The 14014-nt window shown below is 75.0% G+C and carries 14 protein-coding genes; 10 read left to right on the forward strand and 4 right to left on the reverse strand.

The features are described 5' to 3' along the window. The first annotated feature begins 64 nt into the window (after window positions 1-64). The 3 genes from mftA to mftC are packed head-to-tail and all read left to right on the forward strand — an operon-like array spanning window position 65 to window position 1726. Window positions 65-184 (forward strand): mycofactocin precursor MftA, encoded by a 120-nt coding sequence (gene mftA, locus O2V63_RS14775; RefSeq protein ID WP_064972396.1) that lies wholly within the window; start codon window positions 65-67, stop codon window positions 182-184. Window positions 185-194: 10 nt separating this feature from the next. Beyond that, window positions 195-512 carry a mycofactocin biosynthesis chaperone MftB gene (gene mftB, locus O2V63_RS14780; RefSeq protein WP_269168317.1) on the forward strand — a complete coding sequence of 106 codons (318 nt, stop codon included), beginning with the start codon at window positions 195-197 and terminating at the stop codon, window positions 510-512. Next, on the forward strand, window positions 509-1726 hold the full coding sequence (mftC, locus tag O2V63_RS14785; protein ID WP_269168318.1) for a mycofactocin radical SAM maturase: 1218 nt from the start codon (window positions 509-511) through the stop codon (window positions 1724-1726). The genes mftB and mftC overlap by 4 nt, the downstream gene beginning before the upstream one ends. A gap of 241 nt (window positions 1727-1967) precedes the next feature. On the opposite strand, the gene O2V63_RS14790 is transcribed toward mftC, so the two are convergent. Further along, window positions 1968-2459: a pyridoxamine 5'-phosphate oxidase family protein gene (locus O2V63_RS14790; protein WP_269168319.1), complete on the reverse strand. Its 492-nt coding sequence runs from the start codon at window positions 2457-2459 to the stop codon at window positions 1968-1970. A 60-nt stretch (window positions 2460-2519) separates the two neighbouring features. Here O2V63_RS14790 and mftE point away from each other — a divergent pair, with 60 nt between their 5' ends. Further along, on the forward strand, window positions 2520-3224 hold the full coding sequence (gene mftE, locus O2V63_RS14795; RefSeq protein WP_269168320.1) for a mycofactocin biosynthesis peptidyl-dipeptidase MftE: 705 nt from the start codon (window positions 2520-2522) through the stop codon (window positions 3222-3224). A gap of 46 nt (window positions 3225-3270) precedes the next feature. Here mftE and O2V63_RS14800 read toward each other — a convergent pair whose 3' ends face one another. Then, window positions 3271-4284, reverse strand: a complete 1014-nt coding sequence (locus O2V63_RS14800; protein ID WP_269168321.1) for an iron-siderophore ABC transporter substrate-binding protein — start codon at window positions 4282-4284, stop codon at window positions 3271-3273. Between the two features lie 281 nt (window positions 4285-4565). On the opposite strand from O2V63_RS14800, the gene O2V63_RS14805 reads away from it, so the two are divergent. The 3 genes from O2V63_RS14805 (at window position 4566) to O2V63_RS14815 (ending at window position 8974) form a co-directional block, all read left to right on the forward strand. Further along, a complete protein-coding gene (locus O2V63_RS14805; protein ID WP_269168322.1) occupies window positions 4566-5972 on the forward strand; it encodes a 3' terminal RNA ribose 2'-O-methyltransferase Hen1 in 1407 nt (468 codons plus the stop codon). Continuing rightward, entirely contained in the window at window positions 5969-8521 is a 2553-nt protein-coding gene (locus O2V63_RS14810) for a polynucleotide kinase-phosphatase (protein WP_269168323.1), read from the forward strand. The genes O2V63_RS14805 and O2V63_RS14810 overlap by 4 nt, the downstream gene beginning before the upstream one ends. 201 nt (window positions 8522-8722) lie before the next feature. Continuing rightward, window positions 8723-8974, forward strand: a complete 252-nt coding sequence (locus O2V63_RS14815; protein WP_036335573.1) for a type B 50S ribosomal protein L31 — start codon at window positions 8723-8725, stop codon at window positions 8972-8974. A gap of 58 nt (window positions 8975-9032) precedes the next feature. On the opposite strand, the gene O2V63_RS14820 is transcribed toward O2V63_RS14815, so the two are convergent. Next, window positions 9033-10004 (reverse strand): hypothetical protein, encoded by a 972-nt coding sequence (locus O2V63_RS14820; RefSeq protein WP_269168324.1) that lies wholly within the window; start codon window positions 10002-10004, stop codon window positions 9033-9035. Continuing rightward, window positions 10001-10327 carry a PadR family transcriptional regulator gene (locus O2V63_RS14825; RefSeq protein WP_269168325.1) on the reverse strand — a complete coding sequence of 109 codons (327 nt, stop codon included), beginning with the start codon at window positions 10325-10327 and terminating at the stop codon, window positions 10001-10003. The genes O2V63_RS14820 and O2V63_RS14825 overlap by 4 nt, the downstream gene beginning before the upstream one ends. 140 nt (window positions 10328-10467) lie before the next feature. On the opposite strand from O2V63_RS14825, the gene O2V63_RS14830 reads away from it, so the two are divergent. Genes O2V63_RS14830 through mftF form a run of 3 tightly spaced genes read left to right on the forward strand, consistent with a single transcriptional unit; the run spans window position 10468 to window position 13903 of the window. Then, on the forward strand, window positions 10468-11946 hold the full coding sequence (locus O2V63_RS14830) for a purine-cytosine permease family protein (RefSeq protein WP_269168326.1): 1479 nt from the start codon (window positions 10468-10470) through the stop codon (window positions 11944-11946). Further along, a complete protein-coding gene (locus tag O2V63_RS14835; RefSeq protein WP_269168327.1) occupies window positions 11943-12479 on the forward strand; it encodes a cysteine hydrolase family protein in 537 nt (178 codons plus the stop codon). Before O2V63_RS14830 ends, O2V63_RS14835 begins: the two co-directional genes overlap by 4 nt. Continuing rightward, window positions 12476-13903 (forward strand): mycofactocin biosynthesis glycosyltransferase MftF, encoded by a 1428-nt coding sequence (gene mftF / locus O2V63_RS14840; protein ID WP_269168328.1) that lies wholly within the window; start codon window positions 12476-12478, stop codon window positions 13901-13903. Before O2V63_RS14835 ends, mftF begins: the two co-directional genes overlap by 4 nt. Window positions 13904-14014 lie beyond the last annotated feature (111 nt).

The raw sequence follows: 14014 nt of genomic DNA on the forward strand, positions 1-14014 counted from the left end.
TGGCACTGGGTGTCACCTACGGTCTGCCGGGTCAGGTCCGTGACCCAGCTCACCCGGAGGCACCGTGCCCGAGACGACGCAGGACGAGCTCACCGTCGAGACCCCCGCGGCCCCCGAGGAGGCCCTGGTCGAGGAGTCCCTCGTGGAGGAGGTCTCCATCGACGGCATGTGCGGCGTCTACTGATCCGCGCCCGATGACCTCGCCTGCTCCGGCCCCAGCGGGGGTCGACCCAGCGGTGTTCGACCCGGAGCTGCCCTGGCAGCGTGCCCGGTCGGTCGCGCTGCGGCCGGAGCCCTTCGGGGCGCTGGTCTACCACTTCGGCACCCGGAAGCTCTCCTTCCTCAAGTCGAAGACGCTGGTCCGGGTCGTGGAGACCCTCGCCGACCACCCCACCGCCACGGCCGCCCTCGTCGCGTGCGAGGTGCCGGAGTCGCAGCGCCCGACCTACGTGAAGGCGCTGGCCGACCTGGCCCGGTCGCAGATGATCGAACGACGGAAGGCAGCCGCGTGACCGCCGTCCTCCCCTCCCGCCCCACCGGCGGGAGGCTGATCGACCAGTTCGAGTACGGCCTGGACGCCCCGATTTGCCTGACCTGGGAGCTCACCTACGCCTGCAACCTGGCGTGCGTGCACTGCCTGTCCTCCTCGGGACGGCGGGACCCCCGGGAGCTGTCCACCGCTGAGGCCGAGGCGGTGATCGACGAGCTGCAGCGGATGCAGGTCTTCTACGTCAACGTCGGTGGCGGCGAGCCCACGGTGCGGCCGGACTTCTGGCACCTGCTGGACTATGCGATCGGGCACGACGTCGGAGTGAAGTTCTCCACCAACGGCGTGAAGCTGGACAAGGCCCGGGCGCAGCAGCTGGCCCGCACCGACTACGTCGACGTGCAGATCTCCCTGGACGGCGCCACCGCGGAGGTCAACGACCGGGTCCGCGGCACTGGCTCGTTCGCCACCGCCACGAAGGCGTTGGAGAACCTGGCCGAGGCCGGGATGAAGGACTTCAAGGTCTCGGTCGTGGTCACCCGGGAGAACGCCGGGCAGCTGGACGAGTTCAAGGCGCTCACCGACTCCTACGGCGCCCAGCTGCGGATCACCCGGCTGCGGCCCTCGGGCCGTGGGGCCGACGTCTGGGAGCAGCTGCACCCCACGATGGCCCAGCAGAAGGACCTGTACTCCTGGCTGCTGGCCAACGGCGACAACGTGCTCACCGGCGACTCGTTCTTCCACCTCTCCGCGTTCGGCGAGGCCCTGCCCGGGCTGAACCTGTGCGGCGCCGGCCGGGTCGTGTGCCTGATCGACCCGGTCGGGGACGTCTACGCCTGCCCGTTCGCCATCCACGAGGACTTCCTGGCCGGCAACGTGCGCTCACCCGGCGGCTTCCAGCAGGTGTGGCAGAACAGTGAGCTGTTCGCCGACCTGCGCAACCCGCAGACCGGCGGCGCCTGCACCAAGTGCCAGCACTTCGACTCCTGCCGCGGCGGGTGCATGGCGGCCAAGTTCTTCACCGGCCTCCCGCTGGACGGCCCCGACCCGGAGTGCGTGCAGGGCTACGGCGAGACCGCGCTGGCCGCCCGCGACGCGGCGACGGTCACGCCGAAGAGCCACCTCGACCACTCGCACACCGGCCCGGTACGCGGTCAGCCCACGCTGCTGGGCATGCCGGCCATCCCGCCGGCCAAGATCTGCGACGAGTCCCCGCTGGCCGGGCTGCAGCTGAGCTGACGCCCGAGCCCGGCCGGGTCGACGCCCCGGCCGGGCTCAGCGGCGGTCAGCGCAGCGGGGCGACCAACCCAGGGGCGTCGGCCGAGCCGGGCAGCAGGTCGGCGACGGTGAGCAGGGCGAAGAACGCGATGAGCACGGCGACGGAGAGCATCAGGACCTCCAGGGGTGGGCGGAGCTCCACCGTCCTCCCACCCGCTGGACGTCGTCGGTGCGTTCCCTGTGCGGCTGCTGGGAGTGCAGGTCAGAGCTGGACGGTCTCGTTCTCCCCGCCGGAGTACGGCTGCCCGGTGACCTTGGCCTTGGCGAAGCTGAAGACGCTGGCGAGCCGCCCGCCGGGGGAGTCCCAGTACTCGGCGGAGGCCGCGTCCACCCGGATCAGCACCACGTCGGGGTCCTCGGGGCCGTTCGGGAACCAGGCCCCGACGACCGGGTTCCACAGCTTCTGCTTCTTCGCCAGGTCGTCGAACACCACGGCGTGACCGGTCAGTGAGACCCAGCTGTCACTGCCCGAGGTGGCCACGTTGACCTGCGGGTTCGCGGTCACCTGGGCGACCTTGCGGGAGCTCCGGCTGGCGAAGAACCACAGGTCGCCGTCGAACTCGACCTGCTGCATGGACATCGGCCGGCTCATCAGCGTGCCGTCGGCGGTGATCGTGGTGAACACGGCGATCCGCTCGTCCTTCAGCAGTTCGGCCACCTTGCGCGTGTCGTCAGCGCGGGTCTCGTCGGTCATGCAGCTGCCCTGCCCGCTCCGGCGGCAGACGACACGCACGGTCTGGCAGGGTGCCCAGCCGTGGACGACGTCGTGCGGCTGACCGGGGCGACCTGGCCCGACCTGGAGGGGCGGCCGTTGCTCGTCGTCCCGCTCGGGTCGGTCGAGCAGCACGGCCGCCACCTGCCGCTGACCACGGACACCGTGGTCGCGCAGGCGGTGGCGGAGGCCGCCGTCGAGGAGTTGGACGGCGCGGTGCTCGCCCCGGCGCTGGCGTACGGGGCCAGTGGTGAGCACGAGGACTTCCCCGGCACCATCTCGATCGGGACCGCCGCGCTGACCACCCTGCTGGTGGAGTACGGGCGCTCGGCCGGACGCTGGGCCGGCCGGCTGCTGGTGGTCAACGGGCACGGCGGCAACGTCGAGGCGCTGCGGGCGGCGGTGCCACAGCTGCGGCGCGAGGGCCGGGACGTCGTCTGGTTCCCGTGCGGGGTGCCCGGGGGCGACGCGCACGCCGGGCGCACCGAGACGTCGCTGATGTTGCACGTGGAACCTGCTGGTGTCCGCCCGGAGCTCGCCGCCGTGGGGGAGACCGCACCGATCGGGGAACTGCTGCCCCGGCTGCGGACCGAGGGCGTGCGGGCGGTGAGCCCGGACGGGGTGCTCGGCGACCCGGCCGGCGCCTCGGCGGCGGAGGGGGCGCACCTGCTGCGGACGCTGACCGGCCGGCTGGTCGCCGCCGTGCGGGTCTGGGACGCCGACGCCGCCGGGCGGCTCCTGGGCTGAGCCAGGTGCTGCCCGGCGGCGCCGGTCCGATCAGTGGTGCGGCAGGTCAGCCGAGCGTGTCGGCGAACTGCGGGACGGCGTTGTCCAGGGCGTACTGGATGCCCTGCGGCGTGCCGATCGAGAACGCGTTGGTCAGCGTCTCGTCGTCCAGCACCACGGCGTTGCCGGCCTGCACGGACGGGATCGCCTGCCACAGTGGGTTGTCGGTGATCTCGCTGGCCTCGACGAAGATCGGGAAGGCGACGGTCAGGTCGGCGTCGAGCAGGGGGAGCTGCTCCTCGCTGACCGGGACGGTGAAGGCATCGGTGGCCAGGTCCTGGATCGCCGGGGAGTTGGTGAAGCCGAGCTGCTCCATGAAGTCCACCCGCGCGTCGCCGCGGACGTAGGCGCCGAAGCCCTCGGAGGTGTAGGCGGCGACCGCCACCTCGGTGCCGTCGAACTCCGGGTGCGCCTCGGCGGCGGCGGCGAAGGCCGCGTCGACCTCGGCCTCGACCTCCTCGGCCTCCTCGGTCTTGCCCAGGGCCTGGCCGACCAGGTCGAGCTGCTCCTCGAAGGGGACGATGTAGGGGTCGGTGCCCACCGGCTGGCTGATGGTCGGCGCGATGGCGCTCAGCGCGTCGTACCGCTCCTTGGTGGCGGGGGACTTGGTGTCCAGGATCAGGTCGGGGTCCAGCGCGGCGATCGCCTCGAGGCTGGGCTCCAGCGTCTCGATGATCTCCGGCGCCTCGTCGTAGAGCCCCTCGGCCCACGGGCCCACGCCCTCGCCGCCGAAGCCGAGCCAGTCGCTGGCGCCGACCGGCTGGACGCCGAGCGCCAGCGCCATCTCGGCGTCGCCCCAGCCGAGCGCGACCACCCGGGTCGGCTCCTCCTCGACCGTCACGTCGCCGAAGGCGGTCTCGACGGTGACCGGGAAGGCGTCCGACGAACCGGTCGTCGGGTCGGTGCCCTCGGCCGCGGTGTCGTCGCTGGAGTCGGAACCGCCGCAGCTGGTGAGGACGAGTGCGGCGGCCAGCAGGGCGGTGCCGCGGACGGCCCCGCGGCGGAGGGGGAGGCGGGACATACGAGCTCCTTCAGTGGGTCAGGTGAGGCTGACCTAAGCACACAGAGATCACGGCCCGGTCACCGCGGCCGCAGCCGCTCTGCGGGTCGCCCCTCGGGCGGCAGGGTTGAGCCGCGTGCGCACGCGGCTCCACCCCGCCGCAGGCGGCTGACCCCGAGCTCTGGTCGGGAGGATCGGGTCCGCCGAGTGGTCGAGCAGGGCGGTCGCGGTCGGGCCCGGTCCGCCGCACCGGCAAGTCGGTGGTCCCCGGCCCAGCGACCGGCAAGACTGCCGGGGTGCTGATGACCCTGTCCACCACCCACCGGCCGGCCACGGACCTGGGCTTCCTGCTGCACAAGAACCCCGCACGGGCGCAGCAGGTCGAGGTCTCGACCGGGACGGCGCACGTCTTCTACCCGGAGGCGACCGACGAGCGGTGCACCGTCGCGCTGCTGCTGGAGGTCGACCCGATCGCGCTGGTGCGCGGGAACCGGGGGAACGAGGGCTTCGCCCTGGGTCAGCACGTCAACGACCGGCCGTACGCCGCGTCCAGCCTGCTGGCCGTCGCGCTGGGCAAGGCCTTCGCCAGCGCCCGCCGCGGGGTGAGCAAGGAGCGGCCGGACCTGGTCGACCAGCCGCTGCCGCTGGAGGTGCACCTGCCGGCGCTGTCCTGCCGGGGCGGTGCCGAACTGGCCGAGCGGTTCTTCGCGCCGCTGGGCTGGCAGGTCGAGGCCCGGGCCCTCCCGCTCGACGAGCAGTTCCCCGAGTGGGGCGACTCCCGCCACGTCGACCTGCGGCTGCGCGGCACCCAGCGGCTCGCCGACGCGATCAACCAGCTCTACGTCGCGCTGCCCGTGCTCGACGACGCGAAGCACTACTGGGTGAGCACCGACGAGATCGACAAGCTGCTGCGCGCCGGCAGCGGCTGGCTGGCCACCCACCCGGAGCGGGAGCTCATCACCCAGCGCTACCTGGCGCACCAGCGGTCGCTGGCCGGCCAGGCGATGACCCGGCTCGCCGAGGTGGACGACGCCGACACCTTCGACGACGCGGTCGCCGAGGTGGCAGAGGCCCCCGAGCGTCCGGCACCGCTTGCCCGGCTGCGGCAGGAGGCCGTCGTCGCCGCGCTGCGGGCGGCTGGTGCGCACCGGGTGCTGGACCTCGGCTGCGGTGCCGGTGCCCTGCTGCCCGCGCTGCTCGCCGAGTCCTCGTTCACCGAGGTGGTGGGGGTCGACGTCAGCTCCCGGGCGCTCGAGGTGGCCGCTCGCCGGCTCCGTCTGGACCGGATGCCCGACCGCCAGCGTGCCCGGGTCAGCCTGCTGCAGAGCGCGCTCACCTACCGCGACGCCCGGCTGGCCGGGTACGACGCGGCGGTGCTGATGGAGGTCGTCGAGCACCTGGACCCCGACCGGCTGCCCGCGCTGGAGCACGCCGTCTTCGCCGCCGCCGCGCCGTCGACCGCCGTGGTCACCACGCCCAACGCCGAGCACAACGTGCGGTACCCCGCCCTGGCCGGCGGTGGCATGCGGCACCGGGACCACCGGTTCGAGTGGACCCGCGCCGAGTTCGCCGAGTGGGCCGACGGCGTGGCCGCCCGCCGGGGGTACGCCGTCCGGTACCTCGGCGTCGGCGGCGACGACCCGGAGGTCGGCCCGCCGACCCAGCTGGCGGTCTTCACCCGCACTCCCGGGCAGGAGGTGGCGGCATGAGCGACGTCCGCGAGCTCGCCGTCCCCGAGCTCTCCCTGGTCGTGCTGATCGGCGCATCCGGCTCGGGCAAGTCCACCTTCGCCAGGAAGCACTTCCGGTCCACCCAGGTGCTCTCCAGCGACGTCTGCCGGGGCCTGGTCGCCGACGACGAGAACGACCAGTCGGCGACGCCGGCCGCGTTCGCCGTGCTGCACGCGATCGCGGCGGCGCGGCTGGCCGCCGGCCGGCTCACCGTCGTGGACGCGACCAACGTCAAGCGCGAGGACCGGGCGTCGCTGGTGCAGCTGGCGCGCGACCACGACGTGCTGCCGGTGGCGATCGTGCTGGACGTCGCGGAGGGCGTCTGCCTCGCGCGCAACGCCGCCCGCCCCGACCGCGACCTCGCCCGCACCGTGGTCAGCCGGCAGCGCGCCGAGCTGCGGCGTGGGCTGCGCGGACTGAGCCGGGAGGGGTTCCGCAAGGTGCACCTGCTGAGCAGCCCGGAGGAGGTCGACGCCGCCGTCCTCACCTACGAGAAGGCCTACAGCGACCTGCGCACCGAGACCGGCCCGTTCGACGTCGTCGGTGACGTGCACGGCTGCCGCGCAGAGCTGGAGGAGCTGCTCGGCCGGCTGGGGTACGAGCTGGTCCGCGACCCGCAGGGCCGGCCGGTGGACGCCGTCCCGCCCGCCGGACGGCGCGCGGTCTTCCTGGGTGACCTCGTCGACCGGGGCCCGGACTCCCCCGGCGTGCTCCGACTGGTGATGGGCATGGTGCGCGCCGGGCACGCGCTCTGCGTCCCGGGCAACCACGAGAACAAGCTGGTCAAGGCGCTCCGCGGGCGCGATGTGCAGATCACCCACGGGCTGGAGACCACCCTCGCCCAGCTGGAGGCGGAGACCCCGGAGTTCCGCCGCGAGGTCGAGGACTTCTGCTACGGGCTGGTCAGCCACTACGTGCTGGACGGCGGCGCGCTGGTCGTGGCGCACGCCGGGCTGACCGAGGAGCTGCACGGGCGGGCCAGCGGACGGGTGCGCAGCTTCGCCCTCTACGGGGACACGACCGGTGAGACCGACGAGTTCGGCCTGCCGGTCCGCTACCCGTGGGCCCAGGACTACCGGGGCCGGGCGATGGTGCTCTACGGCCACACCCCGGTGCCAGAGCCCGAGTGGGTCAACAACACGATGTGCCTGGACACCGGCTGCGTGTTCGGCGGCCGGCTGACCGCACTGCGCTATCCGGAGCGAGAGCTCGTCGACGTGCCGGCGCACCGCACCTGGTACGAGCCGGCCCGGCCGTTCCTCTCCGAGGACGACGCGACGCCGGAGCGCCCCGACGAGGTGCTCGACGTCGCCGACGTGCTGGGCAAGCGGATCGTGGTGACCCGGCTGTCCGGCCGGGTCACCGTGCGGGCGGAGAACGCCGCCGCGGCGATCGAGGTGATGAGCCGCTTCGCCCTCGCTCCCCAGCAGCTGGCCTACCTGCCGCCGACGATGAGCCCGGTGGCGACCTCGGCGCGCGCGGACCTGCTCGAGCACCCGGCGGAGGCGTTCGCCTACTACCGCGGCGAGGGGGTCGACCAGGTCGTCTGCCAGGAGAAGCACATGGGTTCGCGGGCCGTGGCGCTGGTGCGACGGCAGGACGCGGCAGGGGACCCCGACCGGCCGGTCGGGGAGCGCGGCGCCCTGTACACCCGCACCGGCCGCTCGTTCCTCGGCGAGGAGCTGACCAGGGAGTTCCTGGCCCGTGTCGCCCGCGCGGTCGAGGGAGCCGGGCTGTTCGCGGAGCTGGGCAGCGACTGGGTGCTGCTGGACGGTGAGCTGCTGCCCTGGTCGGTCAAGGCCGGTGACCTCGTCCGCGGCCAGTACGCCGCCGTGGGCGCCGCGGCCCGGGCCGCGCTGCCGGTCGCCGAGGCGGTGCTGACGCAGGCCGCCGGCCGGGGGCTGGACGTCGGCGAGCTGCTGACCCGCCAGCGCGCACGACGGGTCGACATCGAGGGGTTCACCACTGCCTACCGGCGCTTCTGCTGGCCCACCGACGGGCTGACCGGCACCGCCTTCGCGCCGTTCCAGCTGCTCGCCGCGGCCGGGGCGACCTTCAGCGATCGGCCGCACGGGGAGCACCTGGCCCTCGCCGACCGGCTGGCCGAGGCCGACCCGGAGCTGGTGCGCAGGACGCAGCACCGTGCGGTCGACGTCACCGACCCGGTCAGCGAGCAGGCCGCCACCGACTGGTGGACGGAGCTGACCGCCGGCGGTGGGGAGGGGATGGTGGTCAAGCCGGCCGCCAACCTCACCCGCGGGCGCCGGGGCCTGGTGCAGCCCGGGCTGAAGGTGCGCGGCCGCGAGTACCTGCGGCTGGTCTACGGCCCCGAGTACACCGAGCCGGCGAACCTGTCCCGGCTCCGGGAGCGCAACCTGGGGCGCAAGCGGGGGCTGGCGCTGCGGGAGTACGCGCTCGGGCTGGAGGGCCTGGAGCGGTTGGCCCGGGGCGAGCCGATGTGGCGGGTGCACGAGTGCGTCTTCGCCGTCCTGGCGCTGGAGTCCGAGCCCGTCGACCCGCGGCTCTGAGTGGGGCCGGGGGCTCCGCCGGGTCGACCCGCGGGCGGCAGGGTGGAGCCGCGTGCGCACGCGGCTCAACCCTGCCGCGGGCGGCTGCTCCTGCGGCGCTGACCCGGGAACAGCGGGACCGCCGGGGTGGTTGACCCAGACAGTCGCGATCAGCCCGCCCCAACGGGGGTGGACGTCCCGCGCAGACCGAGAGGACCACCCATGCAGCACGGCATCCACCCCGAGTACCGCACCGTCGTCTTCCAGGACACCGCGACCGGGGCCACGTTCCGCACCCGCTCCACCGTGCAGACCAGCCGGACGATCGAGCTGGACGGCGAGACGCTGCCGGTGGTCCCGGTCGAGATCAGTGCGTCGTCCCACCCGTTCTGGACCGGCAACCAGCGGGTCCTCGACACCGCTGGCCGGGTCGAGAAGTTCAACCAGCGGTACGGCGCCCGCACCCGCAGCTGACGCACCGCTCACCCGACGCCCTCGTCGGCCCAGTCGGGCCGGCGGGGGCGTCGTCGTGTCAGTGGTCGGCCGGCACCACCGGCAGGGCCCGGACGGCGCGCAGGCCGACGGTGCCGGTGGCGACCCCGGTGGCCGCGGCGGCGAGGGTGGCCAGCACCACGACGGTCGCGTAGCCGGGCGGGGTGTCGTACGGCCAGCGGCTGGCCAGCGCCGGCACCGTCACCAGGGCCAGCACCGCCACCGCCAGCTCGGCCGGCCCCCGCGCCCGCCTGCGGCGCAGCAGCAGCACGGCACCGGCCACGACCGTCAGCAGCGCCCACTGCACCACCGGGTCGAAGAGCCCCCAGGTCCACTCCGGCGGCTCGCCCGGGCGGAGCGCCGCCACCGACACCGAGGCGACCAGTGGGACCGGGATCAGCCACAGCGGCCGGTGCATCGGGCGGCCCGGGGGCATGAACGCGGCTGCGACCAGCGGGACGGCGATCGTCAGCTGGAACAGCAGCTCCAGCGGGCGGATCACCGAGACGACCGCCGGCACCAGCTGCCCGATGAGCACGACGACGGCGAGCGGGCGGGTGGCGGCCAGCCCGCGGACGGCGCAGACCGCCAGCGCGACGGTGAGCGCGCTGACCACGGTGTGGACGGCGTACGAAGGCCCCCACAGCAGCCGGTCGCCGAGGTCCGGAGCGTCCATGAACGGGAGCCGGCCGTGCAGCCACGCCGTCGAGAAGAGCCCGAGCAGGGCCAGTGAGGCGAGCGCCACCGTGCCGGCGACGGCGACCAGCCGCACCGTCCGCCCGGTCGCCACGGCGCGCACCGAGGCGCCGGGCGCGCCCAGCCGGAGCCGCAGCGCCAGCCGGGCGACGTCCAGCCGGTCGGTCAGCGACGGGCTGCCGAACTCCGCGTACTCGGGGTCGTCGGCGGTCTCCACCTGCAGGTAGGTCTCGGTCATGTCGTCGGCCCAGCGCGACCGGGCGGGCTCGGGCAACCAGGTCAGCAGCCGCCGGTAGCGCTGCTCCAGCGGGCTCATGCCGGCCGCACCGCGAGCCGGGCCCGTACGGCGCGGGCGTTGCTCTCCTGCCGGGCGAGCTCGGCCTCCAGGGCCAGCCGGCCGGCGTCGGTGAGCCGGTAGTAGCGGCGCAGCCGCCCGGCGTGCACCTCCTCCCGGTCCGGTGCCACCTGCCCCTCGGCGACCAGCCGGTCCAGCACGCCGTAGAGCGTGCCGACCCGCAGCGTCACCCGGCCGTCGGACAGGCCCTGGACCTCGGCGATCACCCCGTACCCGTGCCGCGGCCGGTCGGCCAGGGCGGCCAGCACGAAGAAGGTCGGCTCGGTGAGCGGCCGGGCGTCCATGGCCGGACCGTAGCGGCTCCATGCATCGGCTGTCGATGCATCGGCGCCCGGAGGTCCGCGCCGGTGTCGGTGGCCGCCGTTAGGGTCCGGCACCGGGAGCGGGGCGGGAGCGCCCGCCGGCGAGGACGGAGCACGCACGGATGGCGCACCAGGCAACGGGCGAGGCCGGGCCCCCGGCGGAGGCCGCCACCCCGCGGGTGGCGGTGGAGACCAACGGCATCAACGTGATCGCCGAGGCCGAGCGCAAGGGCACCCCGCGCCAGCTGTTCTGGCCGTGGTTCGGCGCCAACGTCAGCGTGCTCGGCCTGGCCTACGGCGCATTCGTCCTCGGCTTCGGCATCTCCTTCTGGCAGGCCGTCGTCGCCGGCGTCGTCGGGATCGTGCTCAGCTTCGGGCTCTGCGGCCTCATCGCCATCGCCGGCAAGCGGGGCTCGGCGCCCACCCTCGTGCTCAGCCGCGCCGCCTTCGGCGTCACCGGCGGCCGGGTGCCCGCCGTCCTGTCCTGGATCCTCACCGTCGGGTGGGAGACGGTGCTCGCCTCGCTGGCCACCCTCGCCACCGCCACCGTCTTCACCCAGCTCGGCTGGGGCGGCGGGACGGCGACCCAGGTCGTCGCCCTGCTGGTGGTCGCCGCGCTGGTGGTCGGCGGCGGCGTGCTCGGCTTCGACCTGATCATGCGCATGCAGACGGTGATCACCGTCGTCACCGGCGTGCTGACCGTCGGCTACCTGCTCCTGGTCGCCGACGAGATCGACTGGGCGGTGGTCAGCGACCTGCCCGCCGGGTCGACGCAGGCGTTCATCGGCGCGCTGGTCTTCGTCATGACCGGCTACGGGTTCGGCTGGGTCAACGCCGCGGCCGACTACTCCCGCTACCTGCCGCGCACCGCCTCCACCCGCGGGGTCGTGGGCTGGACGACGTTCGGCTCCGCGCTCGCCCCGGTCGTCCTGCTGGTCGTCGGGCTGCTGCTGGCCGGCTCGTCGACCGACCTGGCGGCGGCGATCAGCGCGGACCCGATCGGCGCGCTGGCCGCCCTGCTGCCCACCTGGTTCCTGGTCCCCTTCGCCCTGGTCGCCGTCCTGGGGCTGGTCGGCGGCGCCCTGCTGGACATCTACTCCTCCGGCCTGTCCCTGCTCGCCGCCGGCGTGCGGGTGCCCCGCCCGGTCGCCGCCTCGATCGACGGCCTGCTCATGGTGCTCGGCGCCATCTGGGTCGTCTTCCTCGCCGAGGGCGACTTCTTCGTCCAGTTCCAGGGCTTCCTGATCACCCTCGGCGTCCCGGTCGCGGCCTGGTGCGGGATCGTGCTGGCCGACCTGCTGCTGCGCCGCCGCGACTACGCCGAGGCCGACCTGTACGACCCGCGCGGCCGCTACGGCTCGGTCCCGCCGGTCCCGCTGGCGCTCCTCGGGCTCGGCACGCTGCTCGGCTGGGGGCTGGTCACCAACACCTACGCCACCTGGCTGACCTGGCAGGGCTACCTGCTCGGCCCGGTGGGCCTGGGCGGGAAGGACGGCGAGTGGGCCTTCGCCAACCTCGGCGTCCTGGTCGCCCTGGCCGTCGGCTTCGCCGGCACGCTGCTGCTGCGCCGGGGCGCGGTGCGCCGGCAGGAGGCGGCGTGACCGACGGCGTGCTCGTGGTGGTCGACGCCCAGCACGTCTTCGCCGACCGCGACTCCCCGTGGGGCGCGCCCCGGTTCGCCGAGGTGCACCCGGCGATCCGCCGGCTGACCACGGCCTTCGCCGGGCGTGTGGTGCACACCCGCTTCGTCGCCCCGGCCGAGCCGGCCGGGGCCTGGGTGCCCTACTACGCGCAGTTCCCCTTCGCCCTGCAGCCGCCGGACGCGCCGCTGTACGCGCTGGTCGACGACCCGGGCGATGCGCCGGTGCTCGACGCGACCACGTTCGGCAAGTGGGGCCCCGAGCTCGCCGCCCTGGTCGGAGCCGGGCCGCTGGTGCTGGCCGGCGTCTCCACCGACTGCTGCGTGCTCTCCACCGCCCTGCCCGCCGCGGACGCCGGGGTGCCGGTGCAGGTGGTCACCGACGCCTGCGCGGGCGCCAGCGACGCCGACCACGACCGGGCGCTGGCCGCGATGGCGCTCTACGCGCCGCTGATCACCCTCACCACCACCGACGCGGTGCTCGCCCGGCGATGAACCCGCCCCCCACCGACCGGCTGCCCGACGGCTTCACCGTGGTGCTCGGCCCGGGCGTCGAGCGCCGGGACGGCGGCACGGCGCTGCTCGGCGGCTCCCCGGCCCGGCTGCTCCGGCTCGCGCCCGCCGCGCAGGAGCTGCTGGCCGGTGACCGGCTGGAGGTCACCGACGCCCGCAGCGCCGCACTGGCGGCCCGGCTGCTCGACGCCGGCGTCGCCGCTCCCGAGGTGCCGGCGGTGCCGTGGCCCGACGTCACGGTCGTCGTCCCGGTCAAGGACCGGACCCATGGGCTGGCGAGGCTGCTCGCCGCCCTGCGCGCCGACCCCGGCACGGCCGGCTGCCCGGTGGTGGTCGTGGACGACGGCTCGGCCGACCCGGCCGCGGTGGCCGCGGTGGCCGGCGGCACGCGGCTGCTCCGGCACGAGCACTCCCGCGGCCCGGCTGCAGCCCGCAACGCCGGGCTGCAGGTCGCCGACACCGACGCGGTGGCGTTCGTCGACTCCGACTGCGTGCCCGAGGCCGGCTGGCTGGCCACCCTCGCCGGGCACCTGGCCGATCCGCGGCTGGCCCTGGTCGCGCCCCGGATCACCGCCCTCGACCCGGCCCAGCCCGGCTGGGTGGCCCGGTACGAGGCGCTGGACAGCGCACTGGACATGGGCCCGGCCGCCGCGCGGGTCGCCCCGGGGACGGTCGTCTCCTACGTGCCCAGCGCGGCGCTGCTGGCCCGGCGGACCGCGCTGGGGGAGGGCTTCGACGAGGCGATGCCGGTCGCCGAGGACGTCGACCTGGAGTGGCGGCTCACCGGCGCCGGCTGGCGGGTGCGCTACGAGCCGGCCGCGCGGGTCGCCCACGACCACCGGGTGGAGCTGGGCGACTGGCTGCGGAGACGGGCGTTCTACGGCACCGGCGCGGCGCTGCTCGCCCGGCGGCACGGCGCCGGGGTCGCCCCGCTGGTGATCTCTCCGTGGTCGCTGGCGGCCTGGGTGCTCCCGGCGTTCGCCGGCCGGTGGGGACTGCTGGGCTCCCTCGGCGTGCTCGGCCGGGCCAGCGTGCTGCTCGCCCGGCGGGTGGCCGTGCCCGGCCGGCCGCTGCCGATCGGCTGGGCGGCCGGCCTGGTGCTGCGCGGGACGGCGTCGTCCGGGCGGGCGCTGGCCCGCACGGTGACCCGGCACCACTGGCCGCTGGCCGTGGCTGCGGCGCTGGTCTCCCGTCGGGCGCGGCGGGCGGCCGGTGCGGTCGCGGTCGTCGACGCGGTGGCCGGCTGGTGGCCGCACCGCCGGGAGATCGACCTGCCCGCCTTCGCGGCCGGCCGCCGGCTGGAGGACCTGGCGTACGGGGCCGGGCTCTGGTGGGGCGCGCTGCGGGCCCGCGACGGCCGGGCGCTGCTGCCCGCCGCACCCGAGCCGGTCGCCCCACGGGGGTGACCTCGGGGTGACGTGCGGCTGAACACCCCGTCCAGCCGGAATGCAGTTGCATCGCGCAGCCTTGTCGCCCAGGTACTGCGAACGTGGCCAGCGTCGGTCCCGCGGGAGCAC

Source organism: Modestobacter sp. VKM Ac-2977 (assembly GCF_026968045.1).
In the GTDB taxonomy this organism is placed as follows: domain Bacteria; phylum Actinomycetota; class Actinomycetes; order Mycobacteriales; family Geodermatophilaceae; genus Modestobacter.